The organism is Vibrio sp. SCSIO 43136 (assembly GCF_023716565.1).
Lineage (GTDB): Bacteria > Pseudomonadota > Gammaproteobacteria > Enterobacterales > Vibrionaceae > Vibrio.
This window is the reverse complement of record NZ_CP071849.1, coordinates 1551824-1576903: the sequence shown is the minus strand read 5'-3', so window position 1 is coordinate 1576903 and position 25080 is coordinate 1551824. Positions and strand designations below refer to the sequence as shown.

General features: G+C 45.5%; 17 protein-coding genes. 9 read left to right on the top strand and 8 right to left on the bottom strand.

Annotation, left to right across the window (positions count from 1 at the left end):
• Positions 1–57 precede the first annotated feature (57 nt).
• The 3 genes from J4N39_RS21980 (at position 58) to J4N39_RS21970 (ending at position 3747) form a co-directional block, all read left to right on the top strand.
• On the top strand, positions 58–1017 hold the full coding sequence (locus J4N39_RS21980) for a transposase (protein ID WP_252024962.1): 960 nt from the start codon (positions 58–60) through the stop codon (positions 1015–1017).
• 748 nt (positions 1018–1765) lie between these two features.
• Positions 1766–2944: a maltose/maltodextrin ABC transporter substrate-binding protein MalE gene (gene malE, locus J4N39_RS21975; RefSeq protein WP_252024961.1), complete on the top strand. Its 1179-nt coding sequence runs from the start codon at positions 1766–1768 to the stop codon at positions 2942–2944.
• A 74-nt stretch (positions 2945–3018) separates the two neighbouring features.
• On the top strand, positions 3019–3747 hold the full coding sequence (locus J4N39_RS21970; RefSeq protein ID WP_252024960.1) for an HAD-IIB family hydrolase: 729 nt from the start codon (positions 3019–3021) through the stop codon (positions 3745–3747).
• Here J4N39_RS21970 and J4N39_RS21965 read toward each other — a convergent pair.
• On the bottom strand, positions 3744–4556 hold the full coding sequence (locus J4N39_RS21965; protein ID WP_252024959.1) for a fumarylacetoacetate hydrolase family protein: 813 nt from the start codon (positions 4554–4556) through the stop codon (positions 3744–3746). The genes J4N39_RS21970 and J4N39_RS21965 overlap by 4 nt on opposite strands.
• A 97-nt stretch (positions 4557–4653) precedes the next feature.
• Positions 4654–6984, bottom strand: coding sequence for an aminotransferase class III-fold pyridoxal phosphate-dependent enzyme (locus J4N39_RS21960; RefSeq protein WP_252024958.1), 2331 nt, complete (start codon positions 6982–6984; stop codon positions 4654–4656).
• Between the two features lie 743 nt (positions 6985–7727).
• Between J4N39_RS21960 and J4N39_RS21955 the strand changes: the two genes are divergently transcribed.
• Positions 7728–8768, top strand: a complete 1041-nt coding sequence (locus J4N39_RS21955; protein WP_252024957.1) for a porin — start codon at positions 7728–7730, stop codon at positions 8766–8768.
• A gap of 366 nt (positions 8769–9134) precedes the next feature.
• Positions 9135–9455, top strand: coding sequence for a cupin domain-containing protein (locus J4N39_RS21950; RefSeq protein WP_252024956.1), 321 nt, complete (start codon positions 9135–9137; stop codon positions 9453–9455).
• 105 nt (positions 9456–9560) lie between these two features.
• On the opposite strand, the gene J4N39_RS21945 is transcribed toward J4N39_RS21950, so the two are convergent.
• Positions 9561–10418, bottom strand: coding sequence for a DUF2608 domain-containing protein (locus tag J4N39_RS21945; protein WP_252024955.1), 858 nt, complete (start codon positions 10416–10418; stop codon positions 9561–9563).
• Positions 10419–10631: 213 nt separating this feature from the next.
• The gene (locus J4N39_RS21940; RefSeq protein ID WP_252024954.1) at positions 10632–11906 is read right to left on the bottom strand and encodes a serine hydrolase domain-containing protein; all 1275 of its coding nucleotides are present in this window, start codon (positions 11904–11906) and stop codon (positions 10632–10634) included.
• A gap of 159 nt (positions 11907–12065) precedes the next feature.
• Between J4N39_RS21940 and J4N39_RS21935 the strand changes: the two genes are divergently transcribed.
• The gene (locus J4N39_RS21935; protein ID WP_252024952.1) at positions 12066–12947 is read left to right on the top strand and encodes a LysR family transcriptional regulator; all 882 of its coding nucleotides are present in this window, start codon (positions 12066–12068) and stop codon (positions 12945–12947) included.
• Positions 12948–12960: 13 nt separating this feature from the next.
• Here the strand turns inward: J4N39_RS21935 and J4N39_RS21930 are convergent, their stop codons facing one another.
• Entirely contained in the window at positions 12961–14031 is a 1071-nt protein-coding gene (locus J4N39_RS21930) for a LacI family DNA-binding transcriptional regulator (protein WP_252024950.1), read from the bottom strand.
• 252 nt (positions 14032–14283) lie between these two features.
• Here J4N39_RS21930 and J4N39_RS21925 point away from each other — a divergent pair, with 252 nt between their 5' ends.
• Together J4N39_RS21925 and J4N39_RS21920 are read left to right on the top strand one after the other, a co-directional pair.
• Positions 14284–16386: an alpha-galactosidase gene (locus J4N39_RS21925; protein WP_252024948.1), complete on the top strand. Its 2103-nt coding sequence runs from the start codon at positions 14284–14286 to the stop codon at positions 16384–16386.
• Positions 16387–16509: 123 nt separating this feature from the next.
• Positions 16510–18279 (top strand): solute:sodium symporter family transporter, encoded by a 1770-nt coding sequence (locus J4N39_RS21920; protein ID WP_252024945.1) that lies wholly within the window; start codon positions 16510–16512, stop codon positions 18277–18279.
• A gap of 58 nt (positions 18280–18337) precedes the next feature.
• On the opposite strand, the gene J4N39_RS21915 is transcribed toward J4N39_RS21920, so the two are convergent.
• Complete coding sequence (locus J4N39_RS21915) at positions 18338–19939, bottom strand: sensor domain-containing diguanylate cyclase (protein WP_252024943.1); 1602 nt, start codon at positions 19937–19939, stop codon at positions 18338–18340.
• 312 nt (positions 19940–20251) lie between these two features.
• Between J4N39_RS21915 and J4N39_RS21910 the strand changes: the two genes are divergently transcribed.
• Positions 20252–20620, top strand: coding sequence for a hypothetical protein (locus tag J4N39_RS21910; RefSeq protein ID WP_252024941.1), 369 nt, complete (start codon positions 20252–20254; stop codon positions 20618–20620).
• 107 nt (positions 20621–20727) lie between these two features.
• Here J4N39_RS21910 and J4N39_RS21905 read toward each other — a convergent pair whose 3' ends face one another.
• Positions 20728–22878: a heparinase II/III domain-containing protein gene (locus J4N39_RS21905; protein ID WP_252024939.1), complete on the bottom strand. Its 2151-nt coding sequence runs from the start codon at positions 22876–22878 to the stop codon at positions 20728–20730.
• Between the two features lie 3 nt (positions 22879–22881).
• Positions 22882–25035, bottom strand: a complete 2154-nt coding sequence (locus J4N39_RS21900) for a heparinase II/III domain-containing protein (RefSeq protein WP_252024937.1) — start codon at positions 25033–25035, stop codon at positions 22882–22884.
• Positions 25036–25080 lie beyond the last annotated feature (45 nt).

The window sequence follows — 25080 nt, the reverse complement described above, 5'->3', positions numbered from 1 at the left end:
CATTTTCTCGGGAGCTCAATTGCTAAATTATTGGCAAACTCATTGCTACTTACATTCATGACTACTGCTAGAAGTAAGCTCGTGTCCGTTGAGGCCACTTCCTATTACCACTGTGTTTCTCGTTGCGTGAGACGCAGCTTTTTGTGTGGTGTAGATAAGCTGACTAACACTAGTTACGAGCATCGACGATCTTGGGTCGAAGAAAAAATTCAATCACTTACTTATACATACTGTATTGATGTATGTGCATATGCTGTGATGAGCAATCACTTTCATTTAGTTCTGCACGTCAACCGAAATAAGGCCCAAGCCTTAACACCAGATGAAGTGATTAAACGTTGGGGACTAGCGCACAAACTTCCTGTGATTATTAAGAGGTGGCAACAAAATCAACTATCTAGTGAAGCAGAAAAACTAAAGTGCTTGGAGATAATAGAAGTTTGGCGTGAACGTTTGTGGTCGTTGAGCTGGTTTATGAAAGAACTCAATTATGACATTGCCTGTCGAGCCAATCGAGAAGACAAGTGTACTGGCCATTTTTGGGAAAGCCGTTTCAAAAGCCAAGCATTGCTTGATGAAAAAGCACTCGCAGCAGCGATGGCCTATGTTGACTTAAACCCTGTACGGGCAGGTGAAGCTAAAACCCCTGAGAATTCAGCATTTACATCAATAAGAACTCGTATTTCTGCTTTGCGCAATAACCTCGAAACCGCACCGTGTCTATATCCGTTTGTTGGTACTGTCGAGGATAAAGTACAAGATGGATTGCCATTTAAGCTTATCGACTACATTGAATTGGTCGATTGGACCGCTCGTCAATTAAGGCCAGATAAGTGCACAATGGACAGAACGTTACCCCCGATACTTATTAGGCTTAACATCGCTCATGTGAGTTGGTTAAAGGTCTGTACTCAATTGGAAAAGCAAAAAATAACAGCGATTGGTAATGCTAGTCTAATAGGGCAGGCAAAATTGGCTTTGGGGAAATCCAAACTTCACCTCTATCATCTCGAATAAGCACACCTTAAAACCTTAAATCACCCCACGCCAGCTAATGCTGGTCAATTGTGTTGGACTAACTTAGACATATTTGTTTACAAGTTACTGAACGACGGAGTTCTTGACTTTGTGTGTTAACTCTCGTGAGCGAGTGGTTTAGGCGCCTGTCCTCCATCAAGGAACAGCTAATAATGAAATGGGCGAGTAGGCTAGTTTTTGATTCGGTGTGTGTCCTCAAATTGAGGAGACCATTTTCAAGCGAGAAAACGAGCCAGAAATAGCTCGTTTTTTATGTGGTAGGTTGGTCACTAAGCAACTCTTAGTGACCAACCTACTATCTTATTTCGTTAGCGCTTCTACGATCGCAGGAACGAACTGATGGAACTGCATCACAGCGAAACGTGGAGTTTCAGCCATAGAGCATCGGTGTCTGTCCTTGTTTCATTATCTCGTAAACGAAGCGGCTGGTCCTATTGATAGCTATTGATTTAGGTGTCTGTCCCCAATAGGAAGGTACATTCTCATTGAGCCACAAATCACATATCTGTTTAATCAAAACTTATAACAATTTTGTTAGTTCAGGTGAGTGGGCCTGTTGAATCAAGGGCTCTGGAGTAGCGGTTAAGCCTAGTCTTAGGTTGGTATAGATTTTGACTATATCATGGCTAATTTAATTTATTTTCTATCTCATTGGGACGTTCATAAGATGAGAGGGCTTAGCACATCTTATCCACTGGTTCGGACCAGATTTGAAGGAATAAATATAATGAAAGCCCTACTTAATACCCTCTCAATTTGTACACTTTCTGTTTTGCTTGCTCCGTCTGTCAGTGCGATGGAGGAAGGCGAAATCATCATTTGGATCAACGGGGATAAATCCTACGAAGGACTTGCTCAAATCGGCAAACAGTTTGAGCAAGACACTGGAGTTGCCGTGATTGTTCAACACCCTGATTCGTTGGAAGAGAAATTCCAACAGCACGCTGCAACAGGTGGCGGTCCAGATGTGATTTTTTGGGCTCACGACCGCTTTGGTGGTTACGCTGAATCGGGGTTACTTTATGAGTTAAATCCTAGCCAAGAGTTTAAGGATAAATTGGTGGATTTTAGCTGGGATGCGGTGTCGGTGAATGGCAAGATTTATGGCTACCCCCTAGCGATTGAAACACCATCGCTGATTTACAACAAAGATCTATTGCCAGAGCCTCCAAAGAGTTGGGAGGAGCTTGCGCAAATTGATAAGCAGATGAAAGCGCAAGGTAAGCAAGCCATCATGTGGGATGTGAAAAATGCTTACTTTACATGGCCCATGATCTCTGCTGGTGGCGCATACGCTTTTGAGAAAGTAGAAGGTGGCTATAATGCGGCTCATACTGGGGTGAACAATGATGCAGGGATTGCAGGGCTGCAATTTCTTGTCGATATGGTGAACCAAGGCGTGGTGAATCCGGATATGGACTATTCCGTATCGGAATCTGAGTTCAGTAAAGGGCAAGTGGCTATGACGATAAACGGTCCTTGGTCTTGGGGCAACTTGGATAAACGTGGGGTTAACTATGGGGTAGCAGTGTTACCGACCTTAAATGGTGGTAAAGGCAACCCGTTTGTCGGCGTGCTTAGTGGTGGTATTAACGCATCCAGTCCGAACAAAGATTTGGTGATAGAGTTTTTTGAAAACTATCTATACAAAGACAGCGCACTAAAAATCATGAACGATGATAAACCACTAGGCGCTGTGGCGTTGAAGTCGTTCCAGAAGATCATTGAAAGTGACGAGAGAATTCGCTCAACCATGATCAACGCGGCGAATGGTGAAATCATGCCAAATATCCCGCAAATGACAGGATACTGGTTTGCCGAAGGGGCGGCGATTGAAAGTGCTATCTTAGGCAAGCAAGGGGTCAAAGAGGCGCTAGATACCGCCGCTAAACAGATCCTAAAATAGGGTAGAACACGTATAAAGGGAAGGCCTAGCGGTGTGCTGGGTCTTTCGTGTATTAACAAGCAAGGGTTTCTCGCATGATCAAAATGTTAGTATGTGATTTCGATGGCACCATTCATGGTGGTGGCGACGCAGATGTGTCACACCTTTATCAGGCGATGCAGGTAGCACCTGATATTCGTTTTGTGGTTTCGACTGGTCGCACGTTTTCATCGATTCAGCGAGGCTTGTCAGAGCATGACTACCCCACAGCGAGCAGTATCATCAGCGATGTGGGCACCCAAGTCTTTCACTGTGGCTCGCACTCGGTTGACCTTGATTGGCAAAACAGATTGCGAATGTGGGATCGTGAACAAACCCTTGATGTGCTAGCAACATTGGGCTTTTTGGGTAAGCAGGTTGCCCAGCACCAGAGTGATTACAAGGTGACTTACGAAGGGCAGCTAACGTTAGAGCAAGTCAGCAAGCTTCAAGCTCTGATTGAAGAACAAAGTCTTGCTGTGGATATGACTTATTCACATGACTGGTTTCTAGATATCACCCCAGCAGGCATAAACAAAGCTAGTGCTCTGGAACACCTAATGGCTTTGTATGAACTGGCTCCTAATCAAGTCGTGGTGGCTGGTGATTCCGCCAACGATACGGCAATGTTAACGATGCAAGGCATTAATGCCGTGCTGGTCGCCAATCACTTCCCAGAAGTTAAGCACCTAGTAGAAAATGAGAATGTGTACCTTGCCAAAGCCAGCCACGCTCAAGGAGTTGTGGAGGGGTTGAGGTATTGGCAAAAACGTTACCCTGATTAATCAAACCTAATTTTATTTTTGACTTCTCCCACCTGCTCAATAGATACCGAAATAACATCGTTATCTTTGAGCGACTGTGTGCGTCCCGGTGTGCCCATAAAGATCAGGTCTCCAGGTTTGAGCGTAAAATATTGGCTTAAATAGCTCACTACTTTGGCGGGGCTGTGGATCATATTCTTGGTGCTCTCTTGCTGCACGATTTTGCCGTTTAAACGTGTGGTGAGTTCTACATTTTCATAATCAACGCCAGTGACAATCGTCGCACCGATTGGGCCAAATCCGTCTGCGGCTTTTGCTCGCATCCATTGCAAGTCTGAACCTTGCCAATTGCGTTCGGTCAAGTCATTTCCTACGGTTACCCCCCAAATTGCTTGTTTGGCTTGCAGCTGCGAAACATTGCGAACTTGTTTACCAATCACCAATACCAATTCTCCTTCAAAGTGCACATTGCGAGCGTCTTTGGGGGCTTGAATGGTGTCTCCTGTGAGGATCAAAGATGAAGGCAGTTTAAGAAACAGGGGCGGCGCTTGGTTGGAAGGAGATGCGAGATGACTAGCGAAATTCATTCCGACAGCAAATACCTTTTCAGGTGTTGTGGGTAAGAGCACCTCAATGTCGTTTAAGTCGAGCGGTGTGTTCGTGACTTTGTGCTCTCCAAACAGGTCACCTTCAATAGGATAGACGGTCGCACCATCGAGCTTTCCATGCTGAATATTGCCTTGATGTTCAAAGCGAACGTAATGTTCGGTTTCAGCCACCGCAGTTAAAGAACCAAAAATCAATACTATTGGAAGGGCAGACAGCTTCATCGTCGATTCCTAATTTTTTAATGTCTATTGATAAAGTTTAGAATAGAAAAAATCCGGTGCGAATAACACCGGATTTACATTGTAAATTGATTATTGTTTAAGCAGCATTAACTTGCTGATGGATTTGTGAAAATACTTTTTGAAAGGCAGCCAGAAGCGTTTCACATTCGTTCAAACCAAACACGAGTGGCGGACGGATCTTGATACTACAACCTTCTGTACCAGTCAGACCTACTAGTACGCCGAGCTCTTTCATCGCATCCGGGATCAAGCTGGCGAGCTGATGATCTGGTTCTCCGTCACTCTGGATATCAAAGCTGAAGTACAGACCTCTGCCACGAATGTTGGTGATGAAGCTAAACCGATTGGCAAGGTTATGCAGGCCAATCGATAATAGATGCTCCATTTTGGCTGCATTGGTTACCAAATCTTGCTGCTCGATTTGTTCAAGTACCGCACTAGCAGCAGCGCAAGATACGGCGTTGCCACCAAAGGTATTGAAGTAAACAGTGGACTGCATGAATTTTGCGGCGATCTCTTGGGTAGTTACTACAGCGCCCACTGGGTAGCCGTTCCCCATAGGTTTACCTAGTGTCACCATATCGGGCACGACGTGATATTGCTCAAAGCCCCACATTTTCCCAGTACGGCCAAACCCTGATTGAACTTCATCGGCAATGCAGTAACCGCCATTATCCCTTACTTTGGTGTAAGTTTTAGCAAAGAAGTTTTCTGGGGCGATATGCCCACCGTATGAGTCAAAAATGGAGTCACACATGAAGGCTGCGATTGGGTGCTGCTTATCCTCTAACTCGTTTATTGCATCAGTAAGCTGCTGATCGATTGCGGTTTCATCTTTTGGCAAAGGGAGGGTTGCGACAAACTCGGCAAGTGGTCTGTAGTTGAGTTTATGTGTCGCTGGCGATAAACAATCGATCAACTGAGTATTGCCGTGATATGCCGCATCCATAACCAGAGCACCAGAACGCCCGCTGATAGTGGTGGCAATTCGCATCGCAAGGTCGTTGGCTTCACTGCCTGAGTTGGTAAAAAATACTACGTCCAGTCCTTCGGGCATAGTAGATGTAAGTTGCCTAGCATAGTGTGAAAGCGTTGGGTTTAAGTAACGGGAATGAGTATTAACCTGATTGAGTTGCTCAAAGATTGCATTGGCGACCGCACTGTTTGCGTGGCCAACACTTTGCACATTGTTGTAGCAGTCTAAATACGCATTGTCTTGATGATCAAACAAGTAGCAACCTTCGCCTCGCTGTGCAACTAGCGGCTGTTTATAGAATAGAAAGCTTCCTCCAACACTCGCACGACGTTGTTCTACCAGTGTTGTAAGTGACTGATCTTCCAAATCATAGTCATTAAGGTCTGTGGTGGCGCTGCCTAGCATAGAGCCTTGTGGCTGAAGAGAAAGGTATTGCTCAGCGAGCGCAGTCGCAGCTTCTATCACCATGCCTGTCATCTCTTTTGCGGTAGAAGAGTCACGACGAGTATGCATCCAGCCGAGATAAGTTACTGAGCGGATAAATAGGAAGAGAGGAAGTTTGTCTAGGTGATTGTCATCCATCGGGCGGACTTCCATGTAGCCCACGAGAATGGCATCAAGCACCTGTTCAAAGTGATCTTCCCCTAGGTACGGGAATACTGCCGTTGCGATATCAAACAGCAACCAACCAAATCCCGCATCGTCAAAATCGATTAGGCAGATGCCTTTGTCTGATTTAAGTAAGTTCTCTGGCAGGAAATCCGCATGGATCAAGCTATAGCGATCAGAATCTTTACCGTATTGTTGTAGATCTTTGCGGGCGAGGCGACAAGCTTTGTCGATGAGCTGAGTTTGTTCGTCACTAAGTTGGGTTAAATCTTGGTAGTTGCCCCAAAGTGAGTTTGGCCCAAAGATACCTTGCTCGTCCCAACTATGACGTTCAAAATCTGCTGGCGGTGTCCATTCTTCAGCATGATTGTGTGTCATTGCCATTAAGCGGCCTACTTGGTGGTAGGTTGATTCGAGTAGTTCTATGTCATCGCACCCATCTTCAATAGTGGCAATAGGCGCACCATCTGCCCATTCTAATAAATCGATCTGTAGCGGTTGCATGCCAACTTCCAAGGCAAGGTTAAGGAACAGCTCACCATTGAGCGTTGGTAACACATCAGCGGTGAACAGCTCACCATTTGGGATTGCATGTATCCAGTGCAGTTCTGAAAGCAGTTCTTGATCCGTATGGTAGCCAAATCGGTGAATACGCATTGCGTAAGTACCTTGTCGGCTAAAGATTTTAAATACTGCGTTTTCACGATGTTTGATCAGCCTTATTTCAGTAGAAGGCTCTAGCCCCCAATGGCCAATGGCTTTATGAGCTAGAAGTAAAAGTTCTTGAGTGGTGTAGTCTACAGTGGTGATTGAGTTCGACATAAATATTCCATCCATGGCTGTCTTGAGCGATGAATTGGTCTGAGCATAACGCATGCCAAAACTCGAATTTTTTCGAGTTTAAAATTAATGCTTTTATTATTCAGTGGCTTACATTCGCTTCCAATACTGAAAAAAGGAGGTTGGAGAAATCTTGTCGGTTGTAAAATGCACATTATAAGTGCATAGAATTTCATCCAAGCCCAATTATTGGTCAACGATTTTCACTCTGTATCATTTAATAGCACTTCTACTTTTACTTGTTAGCTTTAAGCGACTCCATACGTTCTTTTTAGAGGAGTGGAGATTGATTCTTCATGGAATCATTAAGTTTAATTCGCTAGGCAGGATGCAAATATGTGAGACACATCAAAAACATTGTTTTAATGTGAAATATTGACACTTTCTAAGTATTGATTCAGTTTATTGAACCCCTTTATGTATTAAAGATCTGCGATTTTTAAACTATTTCACTTAAATATTGGTTGTTTTATGGTTACATTATCTATCTTGTTGCTGCAATGTAAGATTTCATTTCTGATGGGTAGTCAAAATCTCTCCTGAAAATAAGTTTTATGTCAAATTATTTTGAACGAAGATTGAACGGATATAGATGGTGTCTTTACAAGGTTTTTACATAGGTGTGATATAATACCTATTGTTGACAAGGAACTTAATTGCTAGCTTGTAATCAACCCACAGCGGATATGTGGGGCATTACAAAACATGACAGACAGGAAAGTTTCATGAAAAAAACACTTCTAGCAGCGGTAATCCCATCTCTTTTAGTTTCTTCTTTTGCTGCACAGGCTGTAAATATTCACCAGTCAGAAGCAGGTAGCGTTGACTTTTATGGTCAGCTTCGCGCTCAGTTCCTTGATTCGGATCATCCTGAATCTGCACTAAGTAAATCAAAACTAGAAGCGGGTTCTTCACGTGCAGGTATCGCTGTTGATTTTAACGTTGATGAAAACCTGCGTGCCATTGGTAAAGCAGAATTTGGTCTGTATGCAGGCTCTTCGGATCTGGACTTATACAGCCGTCTTCACTATGTGGGTCTTGCGGGCGATTTTGGTCAGGTGACCATGGGTCGTCAATGGACTGTTGCAGATGACTTTTCTGGTGCGGATTTTACCTACTTTTACGGTGGTGATGCGCTGCGCTACAAAACGCTAAACGACGGTCTACATAGCTCATTGATCAAATACGTCTATGAAAGCGAAGGTTTTAAACTCGCGGCGAACTACGGTGTTGAGCAAGAAGCAACCAAGCACCAGTTGATTGAGCTATACGTTGCCAAGGAATTTGGTGATTTCCTAGTACATGTAGGTGCTGGTCGTGATACTGCGAAAGAGTACGAGCTTGCGAGTGGCGACAAAGTAAATCTACGTAACACTTATGCTGAAGTCACAGCAGAATATGCAATTGCTGGTGGTGTAGTCGCTGCGACTTACTATGCAGCGAAGCAAGAAAAACTAGACTCTACTCCAGAGCAAAGCATCGATGAAGGCGCTCTATCTCTATCTGCAAAACTACCAGTGGCAGAAAAAACCTCAATCTACACAGGTTTTGAGTACACAGTACAAGAAAAGAGCACCAACAGTGACAAAGATGACTTAACTTACGGCTACGTTGGTGGGGAGTACAAGTTTAACCAATACGCACGTGTGTACGGCGAATATGGTTACAAGAAAGGCGAGTCTCAAAGCTTCACAACGACTGGAATCAACACCAGTAGCAATGATGGCGAAGGCCTATTCGCACTAGGTGCACGTATCTACTTCTAAGCTGAGAAAAATTAAGGGCGGTGCATGGTTGCTGCCTAGTCCTCAGTGACGTGCTTAGGTGACTGTCCTTAATCGCTAGTGTTCAAAAACTAGCAACTTAAAAGCTCTGCATGGATTTGCAGAGCTTTTTTGTATTAGTTATTGATAGGTGTCACGGGTAAATAAGTTTGATCTAAATCTCATTTTGGCGCTTAGCACGTTACTTTCGGCATCACTTCATATAGTATTTGTAATACAAAATGATTAATGTGTTCTTGTTGATCATAGAATAAATTCAATCGGTGAGCCTTTGATGGCTTGCCTAACAATTATCACTAATCGTATCGATCAAACGCTTTAGTGCACTGGAAGAAAAAGGTTATAACTATGTTCGTATTCAACAAAGACGTTGTTATTGAAGATCTAGGTGGCGGTCTTTCACGTAAAGTTCTTGCTTACAGCGATAACATGATGACTTGTGAAGTGTACTTCGAGACAGGTACTGTCGCAGCTATGCACAACCACCCACACGAGCAGCTAACTTACGTAGTGTCTGGTAAGTTTGAATTCACTGTAGGCGACGAAACTAAGATCGTTGTTGCTGGTGATACAATTTACAAAGAGCCAAACATCATGCACGGTGCTAAGTGTCTTGAGAAAGGCGTGCTTATCGATAACTTCACGCCAATGCGTCAAGATTTCGTATAAGAGTTAAGTATTTCGAAAAGCGCCCTTAGAGTTTTCTCTAAGGGCGCTTTTTCATGGGGTAACAAAAAAGCTTCACAAAAAGTGAAGCCTTTTAAAGTGGCTAGATTAAAACCCTAGGCAAACATCACCAACGCGCGCCGGTGCGATTTTATCGAGCGTTTTGTTCAGCGCTTTCCAGTCACTTGCCATTTTGTCGGCTTGCTCTTGAGTTAGAACAGCGCCGTTCTTCTCGATACGGTCGTGCTCAACTTTGGTGTAATAGAAGATGGTCATATCAACGTCGTTGTTGTCTTTATATGACTCTTCCATCGCAACGATGTTGTGCTTGCTGTCATCAACAAAGATCACAGAAGTGAACTCTTGCTCAGTTTTCGCAAGGATGTGCTGAAGCATTTCACCTTTGTGCATGCCAGTCGTCATCATGATGCCGTTGATGTAGCTTAGTGGACGCTGAGTTTTCTCGATGTAGATTGGAGTCTCATCTGAGCCTTTCTCCTTAAGTGGAGTTAGCTTCATATCGAAACCGTTGCGGTACATCTCTCGCTCAGTCGCATAACGGTAGTTTGGTGAACGAGAAGTTAGAGCAAAAACAGTTAGACCGTTGTCCTGCCAGCTGCGTACTGTCGCAGGTGCATTTTCTTCAATAAGGTCCATTGGCACGAGTTCGTATAGCAGGCCAATAGAGTCTTCAAATAGGCAATCTACTTTATCATCACCTTGTGGTTTAACGTCTAGCTTACCACGTTGCCACTGGTACCAGATGTCACCACCAATGTCCGCAGAAGAAGTTAGAAGTGTGTTGTCGATATCTAGAACGATTAGTGGCTTCTCACCAGCTTTTTTAAGTTCTTCAACTTTCTTCGCCACGTCTTGGAAGTGGTTGGTTTCTTTCACAGTAACACCAGCAAAAGCGTTAAAGGATAGAGAAGCAGCAAACAGTGCTGAAAGTGCTTTAAATTTCATGGGGACTACCTAAGAAATAGTAAATGTGATTTATATCACGTTATATTGCAACGTTTGCGCAAACGATATCACAATTTTTGAAGTGGTCCTATATCAAATCATAGCTTGAACAATCAACTGATTAATTAGCCATCGGCATAAAAAATCCGGCGTCGATTTCTCGACACCGGATTAATATTGGGTTGATTACTTAAGCGAGTTACCCCGCAGTAATTATTTTACTTCGTCAGCTGCTGCGAAGATTGCTGGTAGCGCTTTGTAGAAGATAGCGATAGCCATGCGTGGTGTTTCAGTTTGAGGGTAGCCACCATTCATTGCGACAACAGTACCTGTTTTGTGGTCCATTGCGACAACCTGACCGTGGATACCAACCATCGCCATGATTTGACGACCGCCAATGTTTAGCGAGCGGAATTGGTCTTTGTACCAGCCTTCAGCCAGTGCAGACTCTTTACCTTTCAGCCATGCAGCACGTACTTCGTCGTTACCTTCTAGGATGTTGTTGATGAACTCAGCAGGAACGACTTGCTCGCCTTTGTAGTTCTTACCACTGTTCATTAGCATGCGACCAACGCGTGCAAGGTCTTTTGTTGCTGCGTTCAGACCGCCAGAAGCAACTGGGTTACCTGCGAAGTCCGCTTGGTAGTGTGCGTTTTCGCCCATACCTACTTTGCCCCAGAAGTTCTTCTCTAGAAGGTCAGCCAGTTTCTCACCAGTTGCTGCTTCTACAACTTTACCTAGAACCTCAGTGTTGATGCACTGGTAAGAGTATTTAGAGCCCATTGGTGCAGATACTTCTTTTACCATTGGGAAGTAGTCGTTGATGCCGTTCGGGTAAGTTTTTGAGAAATCGCCGTTCCAACCTTGAGAGTCAGTCATGCGAGTATCCCAAGACTTGTGTTTTTGGATCTCTTGGATAACGTTAGTACGCATGTCGGCAGTTTCTTGAACTGTCGCACCATCCCACGCGGTACCTTTAAGGTGGGGTAAGTAGTCAGTAACTTGTTTAGACATATCAAGTTTGCCTTCAGCTGCTGCGATACCTGCTAGCATTGCTGTAAAAGACTTAGTTACAGACATGTCTAGGTGAGTTGAGTGCTCATCCATACCGTTCCAGTAGTGCTCGTGCAGCATTTGGTCGCCTTTAAGAACAACCATAGAGTGGTTCTTAACACGGTCACGTAGGAAGTCGTTTAGAGACATTTCACCATCAATAGCAGGAACCATGATCTTATCAAAGTCTAGAGACTTGTCTGTTTTGAATTGCTCAGGAGCAAGACCAGACTTTACGATCTCGTATGATGGTGTGAACTTATAAGCATTTGGGAAAGAAGACGCTGCATATTCTGCGCTGTCCCATAGTTCTACTGGCATACCAGACGCTGCTGCGCCTTCTAGGAATGCTGCATCAGGCTTGCTGAACGTTGCTGCGTTAGCGGCGAAAGAGCTGCTTAGTAGGACAGCTAGTGATAGTGCTTTAAGTTTCATGTTTGGTCTCCTGCTTCATGTTTTCAGATGGAGTGAATCATGAAGGTTAGATATAAAATCAATTAAGGTCTGAGAAAGAATTTAACTTAGATACTATTACTGGCATAATTGCTGAGCATGCGACATTTGCATGCAAATGATCATTTAGTGGAGAGTGTTATGAGTCTTAATTTGGATTATTTGGCGGCTTTTGTCGAAGTATATGAAGAAGGTAGTTTTGCTAAAGCAGCAGCAAAGTCTCATCGGCACGCATCTACATACAGTCGAAAAATCAGTGCGTTAGAGGATGATTTGGGTTTTGAGTTATTCATTCGATATAGCCGTTCATTAGAGGCAACTGAGAAAGCGAAGGCCCTTTACGATCATGCAAAAGCATTTTTGTTAGAAGCAAGTGCGTTTGATGTCAAAGTTGAAGGGATATTTCAGGGGCATTCGGGAGAGACCGTAATTGTGATCGATGTCGCAGTGATAGAGCTCGGTGTGATGACTGCGATCAGTGAGTTGATTAAAGCAATGCCATCGTTGAAAGTCACTGTAAAGACTGGCGATACACAATCAGTCCGTCAGGCACTAATCGACGGTAGCGCCGACATGGCGTTTGCGCTAACAACATATTCCTTGCCTGCGGAGGTAAACAGCTTTCGCCATATGGACTTTCCTTTGGTACGAGTCGCTACGCCTGAATATATGCAAAGGTTCGGCTTTAGTACCGATAAGCCACTGACTCCAAGTATGATCCGAAGCATGACTCAAGTGGTAATGACGCCGCTTAGAAACCTTGGTGTAGAGAGCCAAGTATACAGCCACGATATCATCAGCGCTGATAGCTTAAAGGTGGGGATGGAAATGGCCAAGCAGAGCGTGGCATGGTGTAACCTACCCGAGTCATTAGCTATGCAAGAGATCAATGACGAGAAATTGATTCAGTTTGAAGTCGAAGATGACTATGACTTGTCTTGGTCAGTCGAACTATTGTGGTCCACTGAGAAGATATTTGACCCTGTCAGAGACCGTCTAATTGAGTGCTTAGAGTCTAAATAATTGTTTGCCGTTATCACAGCAGTGCTTCTACCTTTCTTAATAAACGTTTGATTTCATGACGGCTATCGTCATCCTGCGTTCTATTAGCTGAGCTTTGACGCACAATCAACTCAACAGGGACGTGTATCTGTTTGCAAACGGTTTGTGTTTGAAGAGTGCTATTTTTGAGCTCAATGGCTGCGACAACCGCTTGCTCACCAATTGCAGTGAAATCTTGCTTTACGGTTGTTAGGGGAGGGTTGAAAAAGGCGCTGTCAGCAATGCCATCAAAACCTGTTACAGCCACCTGCTCAGAGACGGCAGTTTGCATTTCGTCTAACGCTCTAAGTGCACCAAGTGCCATTTGATCGCTTGCGACAATCACCGCATCAAAATCCACTTGGTTGCCGATAGCTTCTCGCACTGCTAAGTAACCACTGCTTGCCTGCCAATCTCCTTGGTATTGATAGCTAATTTTTTTGTTCGCCGCTTCGATCTCTTGCTGCCAGATTTGGTGACGAATGTTGGCCGCACTCGACTCTTGCGGGCCGTTGATCAGTAAAAACGTCTCTCGTCCTTGATCTAGAAGGTGCCGTACTATCGCCTTCGCCCCCTGAGCGTGCTCCCCATACACATAATGGACCGGAGTCCCCTCCGGCACATCAATGAAAACTAGATGCAAACTTGGAAATTGTTCAACTAAGGCTGTTGCGTCTGACGAGGTCAGCGGGACATTGAGGATGATGCAATCTACCTGCTGGGCAATTAATTCTCTGACCGAAGCTTGAACGCAACCAAGTCCAGACCCAGACACCACTGAAAACGCAGTACCAAAACTGAGTTCAGTGGCCTTTCTTCTTACACCATTGGCGATCAATGCGGCGCCATGCAGCGCCATATCGAGTGTGACCAAACCAATATTGGTCGATTGAGCACGGCTTAACATCTGTGCTCCTTTGTTCGGCACATAACCGAGCTGCTTTATCGCTTGGTTGACCTTTTGTCGGGTCTTTTCCGCCACACTCTCTGAGCCATTGGTGACTCGAGATACAGTTTGAGTCGAGACACCAGCAAGTTTTGCTACATCTTTGAAGGTTACCGTCACGTTTATCTCCACCAATACACTCAATAGGAGTTTGGATAGTAGCTATTCTTTAGAATAGGTTCTGTGGCAGCGCTCAAAAAATGTTGGCGAAAACACGGAAGAATGTTTTCGAAAACAGTCGATCTAAAGCAGGTTTTTGATAATTTAAAGCGTGTTTTCATCACATTTTGTCGGGAATTAACTGAGGTTGAGACAGATAAAGCGCACTATTGGTTCTAACAAATGTTTACGAAAACAATTATTGGGTTTGATATGACGAAGTTTCTACATCTGCAAAGTAATAAGCATAGTTTGATCATTAAGACTGACCGCATGCCAGAGATCCTTCATTGGGGAGCGAAGATCGCTCAGATAGATGAGGATCTATTGTTATCCACTGAAAGGCCGATATCTCAAGCGCGATTGGATGTGGATGTGCCTTTGTCATTGTGCCCAGAGCTTGGTAGTGGTCACTTTAACGCTCCGGGTCTAGAAGGGCATCGTGACGGATTTGATTGGGCTCCAGTATTTGAGCTAACCTCATCCAAGCTTGAAGGAAACCAAGCCCAATTTGTCATGAAAGATGAGATTGCCAAGCTCGAACTTACCGTTGAGCTTAAGCTCGACTACGACACTGATGTAGTGCAAAAGCGCATCAAGGTGAAGAACTTAGGTGAGGGCAAGTACTACCTTGGCAAGCTCTCTTCAACCTTACCTTTACCGAATCACGCCAATGAACTGATGACTTTCCATGGACGTTGGTGCCATGAGTTCCAGACTCAGCGTCAGCGCTTTGAGCACGGTGGATTTATGCAAGAAAACCGCCGAGGCCGCACTTCTCACGAAAACTTCCCTGGTCTGTTTGTTGGCACCAACGGTTTTAGCGACCAACTGGGCCAAGTATGGGGTTTCCATCTTGGTTGGAGTGGTAACCATCAGATGCGTGCAGATGTACGTAGTGATGGTCGACGTTTTGTGCAAGCAGGTGAGCTACTTCTTGCTGGCGAGTCTATTCTTGAGCCCGATCAAGAGTATCAAACCCCTTGGCTTTACGGCTGTTATAGCAATACCGGCCTCAATGGTATTTCCCAGCGTTTCCAACAGTTTGTGCGCAGCAATATCGTTAAGTTTCCAGTGGATAAGCCGCGCCCAGTGCATCTGAATACTTGGGAAGGTATTTATTTTGACCACAAGCCTGAGTACATCATGGCAATGGCGACGGAAGCTGCCAGCATGGGCGTTGAACGTTTCATTATCGATGATGGCTGGTTTGTCGGTCGTGACGGCGAGCGAGCAGCGCTGGGTGATTGGTATCTGGATGAAACCAAATACCCAGACGGACTAGAGCCTGTGATCGAGCACGTCAACCAACAAGGCATGGAGTTTGGGCTTTGGGTTGAGCCAGAAATGGTCAGTCAGGACTCTAACCTTTACCGTAATCACCCTGATTGGGTGTTAAGTCTACAAGGATATCATCAGCCGTCTGGCCGTTGGCAGTACGTGCTTAACCTGCAAAACCAAGACTGTTTTGATTACTTGTTCGAGCGCCTAGACGCACTGCTGGCGCAATACAATATTACCTACATAAAGTGGGATATGAACCGTGAGTTGGTTCAGCCCGGACATCAGGGAAGACCGGCGGTGCACGGTCAAACGCAGGCGTTATATCGCTTGGTTGATGAGTTAAACAAGGCGCATCCAGATGTTGAAATCGAATCTTGTTCTTCTGGTGGAGGACGGATTGATTTTGAAATCTTAAAACGCATGCAACGTTTTTGGGCATCCGATTGTAATGATGCACTTGAGCGACAAGCGATTCAAAAAGGGATGAGCTATTTCTTCCCACCAGAGGTCATGGGGGCACATATTGGCCCTGCTGAGTGTCACTCGACCAATCGTCGCCACGGGATCAACATGCGCGGTGTAACAGCGTTAAGCGGTCACATGGGGGTTGAATTGGATCCTGTTAAAGAGTCTCAAGAAGAGAAACAAGCCTTCTCTCGCTACATTGCTTTGCACAAGCAGTACCGACATTTGCTGCATAGCGGTCGAAGCTTCCGCATTGATGCCGCTGACAAAAATCAGAACATCTATGGTGTCGATAATGGTGAAGAAATGCTGATCACCGTATGCCAACTGGCGATGCCTGATCACGCACTGCCATCACCACTGCGTGTTAGTTGCGCAGATGTTGAAGCCAAATATCAGGTCAAGCTGGTGGAGATGCCGCAAACCAGTTTCCAGCTGATGAAGCAGCGCCCTAAATGGCTCGATAAAACTCTGACCCTGAGTGGCGACAACATAAAGGAAATCGGCCTAACCCTGCCAATTTTGGACCCTGAATCTGCATTGATTGTGCATCTTAAAAAAATCTAGATAGGTCAACACACTCAAATAAATTCGCTTGAGATGAAGGTGCGACGTCGTCGTGCCTCGTATCCCTTCGTCTCAATAAAACAGTTACAAACGATTATTCAATAACTTAAGGACGATTTAATCATGCCAATGACAATCCTACTGTCATTCTTTTTCTTTACTGCCTTTGTGGTGTTATTCACCTGGCAACGAGTAAAGAAAGAGAGAAATGACTCAAAAGATGGCTACTTTCTCGGTGGACGAAGCCTCACTGGTGGTCTTATTGCAAGCTCACTGATCCTGACTAACCTTTCTGCGACCAGTTTTGTTGGGATGAGTGCGCTCTCCTTTAAGGGCAATATGTCGGTGATGGGCTATGAGGTAGCGTCGGGGATCACTTTGATCATCATCGCATTGTTCCTCGTTCCACGCTACTTGAAACAAGGCATCACTACGATTCCTGATTTCTTGGAATCTCGCTACGACTTGTCGGTGAAGCAGTTTGTCACCGTACTGTTCTTACTGAGCTATATCATTAACTTATTGCCAAACACCCTGTATGCGGGTGCGATGGTCATTGGTGGCATTTTTGATGTTGAGACCATGCTGGGCATCACTCGATTTGAGGCGATTCTATTGATCGCTTTGATCATTGGTCTGCTGGGACTGTTCTATGCCATCTATGGTGGCCTAAAAGCGGTGGTTATAGCCGATACGCTTAACGGTGTTGGTCTGATTGTTGGCGGTATGATGATCCCAATTTTTGGTTTGATCGTGCTTGGCGATGGCAGTTTTATGCAAGGGGTCGAGGTCATCACTACCAATGCTACCGACAAGTTGCAGGCCGTTGGGGCTGAAGACGATCCTAACGTGCCGTTCTCAACGATGTTTACCGGTCTGTTGTTAGTGAACCTCTATTACTGGGGAACGGATCAGGCGATCATCCAACGTGCGCTTGGCGCTAAGAACCTCAAGGAAGGACAAAAAGGGGTGATTCTAGCGGGGGCTATCAAGGTCATTACTCCACTGTTTTTGATCATTCCGGGCATTATCGCTTTTCACATGTTTGGTACGGCAGATGCTGCAGGCCAAAGTTATGAAGCAGACACCATGTATACGCGTCTTGTGAATGAAGTGCTGCCTAAGCCTCTGGTTGGTTTCTTCTTAGCGGCGATGTTTGGTGCCATTCTATCGACCTTTAATGGAGTGCTTAACTCTTCCACTACGCTGTTTACTCTCAATGTCTACAAGCCACTGTTTGATAAAGAGAACAAGCTGTCAGACTCAGAGTTAGTGAGCAAGGGACGTCTGTTTGGTATTTTCATCGCTGTCCTGTCTGTGGGTATTGCTCCGTTTATCATGTTTGCTCCCAATGGATTGTTTGATTTACTGCAACGTTTAGCGGGTCTATTTAGTGTGCCGATCTTCACCATCGTGTTTATGGGCTATATCACTAAGCGAGTACCAGCGATTGCCGCTAAGGTATCTTTAGCGGTCTTCGTTGCTGCATATGGCATCATCCAGTTTACTCCAGCATCTATGCATAGCTACCTTGGTCCGTTGCAACCGCTAGCCGAGCTGCACTTCTTCCACCAACTAGCAGTGTTGTTTGTCTTCTGTTGTAGCTTAATGTTTGTGATTGGTAAGGTTCGTCCTCGCGATACCGATTACGTGTTGCCAGTGAACAAGAACATGGATATTAAGCCTTGGGAATTCCGTTTCGAGGCATCCGCAGTGATCCTATACATGGTGCTTGGTGCATACATCACTTTCTCTGACCTTGGCCTAGTGGCAGGAGACACTGCCTTTATGGTGACATACGCCCTGTGTGGCATTGTTATATTGGGTGGTATCTTTGCTCGTGTTCGCAGTAAGAAAGCGAAAGCGGCACAGCTAGCGCTTCAAGATGCGTAATAGTTAGTTTGAATGAAAAAGCGGAGGGAAACCTCCGTTTTTTAGTTTCAGTGTTAGGTCAAAAAGCCACGACTTTGTTTCGCCCATTATGCTTTGCTTGATATAAGTATTTGTCAGCACGCTGCATGATTTGCTCAATGTCATCTTTGTCTTGTACTTGAGTTACACCAACGCTGATGGTGAGCTTGAGCTCATTGGTAAATTGATGTTCAGCAAAGCTTTTACGTAGCTTTTCACTGATATGCATCGCTTGTTTTAGGTCAAGGCTTGGCAACACGACTAAGAACTCTTCGCCGCCCCAGCGGCCGACGATGTGATGGCAATGGCTGCTGTTTTTCAGTTGAGTAGCGGCTTCTTGAAGCACTTTATCGCCCATGGCATGCCCGTAGGTGTCATTGACACTTTTGAAATGGTCAATGTCGATAAGCACCACGCTAAATGGCGTGGAATTAAACTCGAACATTTGAAGCTCTGAGTAAAGGCTTGCATCCATTTTGCGACGATTGTATAGCCCAGTTAGTTGGTCTAGTGAAGCCAGTCTTTCTAGCTCTCGGTTTTTAGATTCAAGCTCGACATTGATGTTATCAAGGCTATTGGCACGCACGCATAGTTCGTGCTTGGCCAGTTGCAGAACTTCATTGGCTATGTGGCCTATTTCATTTTTGGGGAAATCGTACCCAACATCATGGGTATCTTTGCCTGAAATCACTGCTCTAACATGCTGTTTAAGGGCGACCAATGGGCGTGAAACACTGCGGCTTAGGGCTCGGCTAAAAGCCAGCAATACAAGAAAGCTCACTGCGCTTATTAGGAACACTGTTAGCAGCAATTCCTTCCAAATGGGTTTAAATACTTCATCAGAGTCGACGGTAGTGAACAGCAGCCAATCTTTTCCTGGAACTCGAGAGTAGAAAGCAATCTTTTCGTCCTGCCCTTGTTGATATTGAAAGCCACGATGACTGTTTTCAGCTAAATCTCCAGAGGCATGAAAATAAACTCTGTCGCCGATCCTCTCTGGGACTGGGTGCATGATGATTACCCCATTCAGATTGGTGATATAACTCATCGAGGTGGCATATCTTGCAGCAGGCTTGGCAAGTAGATTGGCGATGATTTCTAGGGAGCTGTCGATACCTACTACGCCAAGCGTGCCATCTTCGGCTTTGAATGCGGTTGCGGTTGAAATGAGCCAGTCATTCGTTATTGCCGCTTGATAAGGCAAACCACTGACGACGTCTGGCGCAGTGGCCACAGAGTGAGTAAACCAAGGACGGGACATGACGTGGAAGTCTTGAGGAATATCGTAATGGTTGATCAACAAATCACCATTGTCGTAACCCGCATAAATATGGGTGACTTTGTTATTCGCTGCTTGTATCGCCTTGAAATAGTCGAGTACCTGACGCTTGGCATTACCTTCTGGCTGAGCGCCATTTCTGACAAAGCTAAGTTCGCCCAACGCATCCACAATGTCATGAATGTCGGTAAAGTGCCCTTCAATGATGTGGCTAGTAGATTCGTTCCTAAGTTGGATTATGTCGTACGCTTTGGATTTTTCGCCTTCATATAATGCAATGGCTGAAATGATGCCCAAGCAGGCGATAGTGATCGAGGAAAAAACGATTCCCTGTCGAAAGATCTGATTTTTAATACTTTCCATGGTTGTAGTTATTTTATAAGTCCATTTTTAGTTCAAGTAATGACCGAAGAATATGAATGGTTATTCATTGGTTTTACTTTAAACCTTATATCACAGATAGAGTGAAAAGTATTTGTCTTCTTAGATTTAGTCCTGTTTGCGGTGTATAAAATCTGTAACAGAATGATATTGGCGAATAAAGATGCGCTGGAAGTGACTTAGTTGAGCTTAATTTTGGGGCAAAATGATGCTGGTGTTTTCGGCGGTTTGATTTATTCTGTTGATACATTAGCCTGCCGTTATCGGCTAAGAAGTAAGTATTAAGGACAGATCATGAGCTCAAATAAAATTCTAAATGAAACGCTAATAATCAGTGGCCGAGACATCCCACTAAAAGAGCTGTTGTTCGCTAAACGTGTATTGGATAACTACCTAGCCATTGTCAATGAGACGAGCCCAAGTGAGTTGCTGGCAGAGATGTCAGAGGCAATCAAAGGGGTAAAGTACTTTCAGACCCAAGATAACCCTTGTGAAGCACGGAATGTTGTAAGCAATATGCTGGTGGACGCCAGTGGTGCTGCAAGTGTGGAAGAGTTTAAACGTGTCGCCAGCCAACCTCGTCAGGCACTCCATGAGCTAATCCAAGATCGTGCAGAGCTTATTCAGCACGAGCGTAGCCTGCTTTCTGCGGCGGGTTATTAAGGCCAACAGGTTTAGGCTAAATAAGAAAAAGCCAGATGAGGGGGAATCATCTGGCTTTTCATTGGGAAGTTAAGCCGCTGAATGGGGATTTAGCGGCTTTTTTTTACTTAAATCTGCGCAAAGGCACCTGTCCAAGTAAAGTTTTTGCCACCAAACTCAACGGTGTGCTCAGCATCTTGCTGCGCTTCTTCACGGTTAGAGATTGCGATGTGGTATGTGTTACCAGACGTGGTCTGGATGCGTACTACGGTACCTACTTCGTTGTGACCTAGTACTTCTACCGACTCCACCAATCCACGCGCGTTAAGCGAAGCTTCGAACTCTTCGTTGAAGTAGCCGTGGGTTTCTAGTATCGATGCGAATACATGATCTTTACCGGATTGGCGGAAGATGAACGCTGGCTCGCTACGTAGGTTGAAGTCAGGATCATTTGCACCTAGGCGAGCAAAGTACACTTCAGAACCTTTTGGCGCAGAAGTTACAAGGCTGTAGTAGCTGTTGTCGTGTAGCCAGCTTACTAGAGAGCTGCCTTCTACTTCACCAGAACCTAGGTTCCATAGGTGTTGGTAACCGTTGTCTTCGCCCATTGGCTTAAGTGTCTTAGCCGTTTGGTATTCAAAGTCGGTACGTACGATTTGACCGCTGTAATGCATTGGTAGGTCGTACTGGTTCTCTTGCTCTGATTCAATGCGGTAAACATCGATGATCAGTGGCTTTTCAAACTCTGGGATATCCGCAAGGATCACGCTGCGCTGCATCTCGGTGCCTTCGTAGTAGCCAGAGATACGACCGCTCATGCCTTGCATCTTCTCGTTGTCAGCGACAAAGAAGTGTTTCTCACCAAACTTAGACTCAGCCAGTGCTGTGTTGAAGTTGTTTTGCGTTTTCTGGTTCACAACTACAGTGTTGTGCGCCACGGTTTGCTTACAGTAAGACTTGTTCTCTGGGATGTAACGACCACCGAACTTAGGCTCAACGTTTACCCAACGACCGTAGCCGTAGTCATGCAGTACTTCGTGACCACGGTTAAACACGCTTAGGTGCAGGCCGTCATAGTGACCGTGATCCAGCGCTGAGTGGTATTGGTGATCAGAACCGTGTTGGCCGAACCAGATCAGAGCCATAGTATCGTCATCTTGCTCATCGCGGTGGCGAAGAATGCTTAGACCACCTTTTTCACCTTTCGGGCCGTCAGTCACATATAGGCTGCCCCAGCTAAATGGCTTGATTTCATTAGCAGCTTCAACCGCATCAGAAAGTGTCTTACCTGCGGTGTGAACCCATACGTTTTGCTGGTGGTTAGCCATACCTAGTAGCGTTTCAGACTGCTCGTAACGGTGGAAACATACCGATGTCGCCATGATCACGCCTTCATCGTTGATAGAGATGGTCTTCGATGAATCGTTAAGCGCTGGTAGCGTGCCGTCAGGGAATGCAGTCTTAAACACAGCGTAAGACGTTGTCTTGATCACTGAGTTGTTGAACTCATAGATACCGATCTCTGGTTGGCGACGCTCAATGGCTTCGGCAAACAGGTAGATTGGACGTAGCGAGAAACGGTGGTAGTAAGGACCTTCCATGTAGTAGCCATCTGGAGAGAATAGCTGCTCAAGCTGAGCAAGGAAGCCGCCGCTTACTTTATCTAGTTTCAGGCCGTAAAGGGCTTTATCTACTGACTCTTGGTCGTTAATTGCGTAGCCACAGATACCTACTGCGGCTACCGCCCACAGACCGTGGTTGTGGATGATGTCGAAGTCGTGTCCGTAAGTCACTAGGAACATGTGGATCATCTGCTTGAACAGGTCATCTTCGATCTTACGCTTCTGGCTTTCCTCAAGTGTGTGGTAAACACACGAGTACGCACATGAAGAGTAAAGCATCCACATGTTTTCGTTCAGCGTCTGGTGGAACAGCTTGCCCGGTGGGTTTGAATCACGGCTTACGTGATCTGGTAGGGTCGGGTAAACCGTTGCGTACGCCTCTAGCATCTCAACGATGTAGTTGCGGTATTTTTCATCTTCAGTGATTAAGAATAGGCGACCCGCTAGATCCATGTGGATGTAGTTTTGCTTGTGACGGTTATGTTCGTAACCGCCAGCTTCGCCAACGCCCGGTACTTCAATACCGATTTCACTGATGTATTTATCCGTTTGAGCTATATCGCGCGTTAGCGCTTTACCAAGTAGGCTATCCGTGCCTAGCGACTTCTTAAGTTCCGCCGCCTCTTCAAAGCTAAGTAATAGTGGTTGGTAGCTCATTGCTTAATTCTCCTGTACTACTGCACTGATTTCCAGCGAGTAGAAGCCTTTCCAGCTGTAGTTTTTACCGTTGATTTCAACGTGGTTTTCTGTCGCCTCGTTAGCACCTTGTTGGTTGCTAACCATAAGCGTAATTTGGTTGCCTGTAGTTTCGATCTCAATCACAGAACCTAATTCAGTGTGAGCAATGATGCGAATGTCCTGCACCTTGCCACGAGCATTAACAGACTGCTCAAACTCTTCATTGAAGTAGCCGTGCGTCTCTAGCACTGAAGCAAATAGGGTCGATTCACCTTTGCTGCGTAGCATAAATGAGGTTTCGCTACGTAAGTTGAAGCTCGGATCGTTAGCACCCGTGCGCGTGAAGATCACTTCGCCATTGTCGTTTGAGCTCGTGCCAAGCCAAGTGTAGTAGCTATTGTTTTGTAGCCAACTAACAAGCGCAGTATCGCTTTTCTCACCTTGTGCAACTTTCCATAGGTGTTGATAACCGAAGTTTTCACCTAGGGTTTCAAGCTCTTTATTCGCTTGGTAGTCAAAGTTAGTACGAACAATTTGGCCATCGTATTGGTGCGAGTAGTCATACTGATGCTCGCCTTCGCCAGTTAGGCGGTATAGATCAATCAGCAGTGGGGCATCTAGCTCATCACTGTTGAGCATAAATACCGAGCGCTGCATGCCTAGATCATCATAATGATCATTTGCGAATGCGCTCATGCCTTTGAAGTTAGCGGCATCTGCGGTGAAGAAGTGCGGCAGACCGTGAACAGAATCAGCACGCTCTACGTCGAAGTTGTTTTGGCACTGCTCATCAACCGTGACAGCATTGTGAGCAATAGTCTGGCGTGCGTAAGACTTGTTTTCATCAAGGTAACGACCTCCAAATTTAGGCTCAACGTTTACCCAGCGGCCAAAACCGTACTCACGCAGCACTTCCTGACCACGGTTAAAGTATGAGATACCAAGCGTATCAAAGTTTCCGTGACCCATGCCGTGTTGGCCGTAGTTCATAACAAGTTGTGAAACGTCTCCTGTCTCATCTTGCATACGCATAAAGCCTTGAGCACCTTTGTCGCCGTTAGGGCCTTCGTTTAGCTCAACACTTGGCCAGAATGGTAGGCCAATTTCTTTGTCAGCGGTTGCAGCTTCGTATGCGTTAGATAGCTCTAGGCCACAGCCGTGCATCCATACGCCGCCTTGGATCTTCGCCATGCCTAGCACGTTGTCATCAATGCCGTAGTGTTTTGCGTAAACGCTTAGTGCAACCTGAACACCTGCATCCTTGATGCTCATGGTGCGAGAGGCATCGTTCAGTGCTGGGAATGCGCCGTTCGGGTAAGCAGTTGCAAGCAGCGCTTGAACCGTATTACCAATAACTTTGTCTTTGTAGTTGTAGATGTCGATCTCTGGCATGTGGCGATGAACTACTTCTGCAAGGACACACAGTGGACGAATGGCATAGCGGTGGTAGTAAGGACCTTCGATGTAGTAGCCAGACGGTGCAAACAGTTGCGAGATCTGTGCTAGGAAACCACCTGTGCCATCATTGTCTTGGCCGTAAACTGCTTTTTCAAGGTATTCAGGCTTACCAATCGCAACACCACAGATACCTACTGCGGCAACTGCCCACACGCCGTGGTTATGAATACGGTCAAAATCGTGGCCATATTTTACGGTGAACATCTCAAGCATTGGGTCGAAGATGCGGTCGATAACGTTCTGACGCTCAGCTTCTGTCATGGTTGATGCAACGCAAGAGTATGCGAGGCTGGTAAACATTAGCCAGCAATGTTCGTTCAAGATCTGGTGGAAAAGGCGGCCCGTAGGGTTAGTATTCTTTTGAACATGAAAATCAAAAGTAAGGTATTTATCCGCATAGATAGCAAGCAGGTCTTTGACGAACTGAGCGTACTTTTCTTCGCCTGTCACCAAGAATAGACGGCCTGCAAGGTTCATGTAGGTGTAGTTTTGCTTGTGACGGTTATGCTCATAACCCCCAGCTTCACCATGTCCTGGCACATCAAGTGGTAAACGCATAAAGGCTTCCAGCTCTTTTACATGCTTAGCAATGCTCTTGCCCATCAAACTTGATTTGCCGACTTCCTTGCGTAGTTGTTCTACTTCAGAGTTCGCCAATAGAATTGGTTGTGTTGTCATTATCCTTGCCACCTTGGGATGAAGTATCGATTACCAATATTTTCA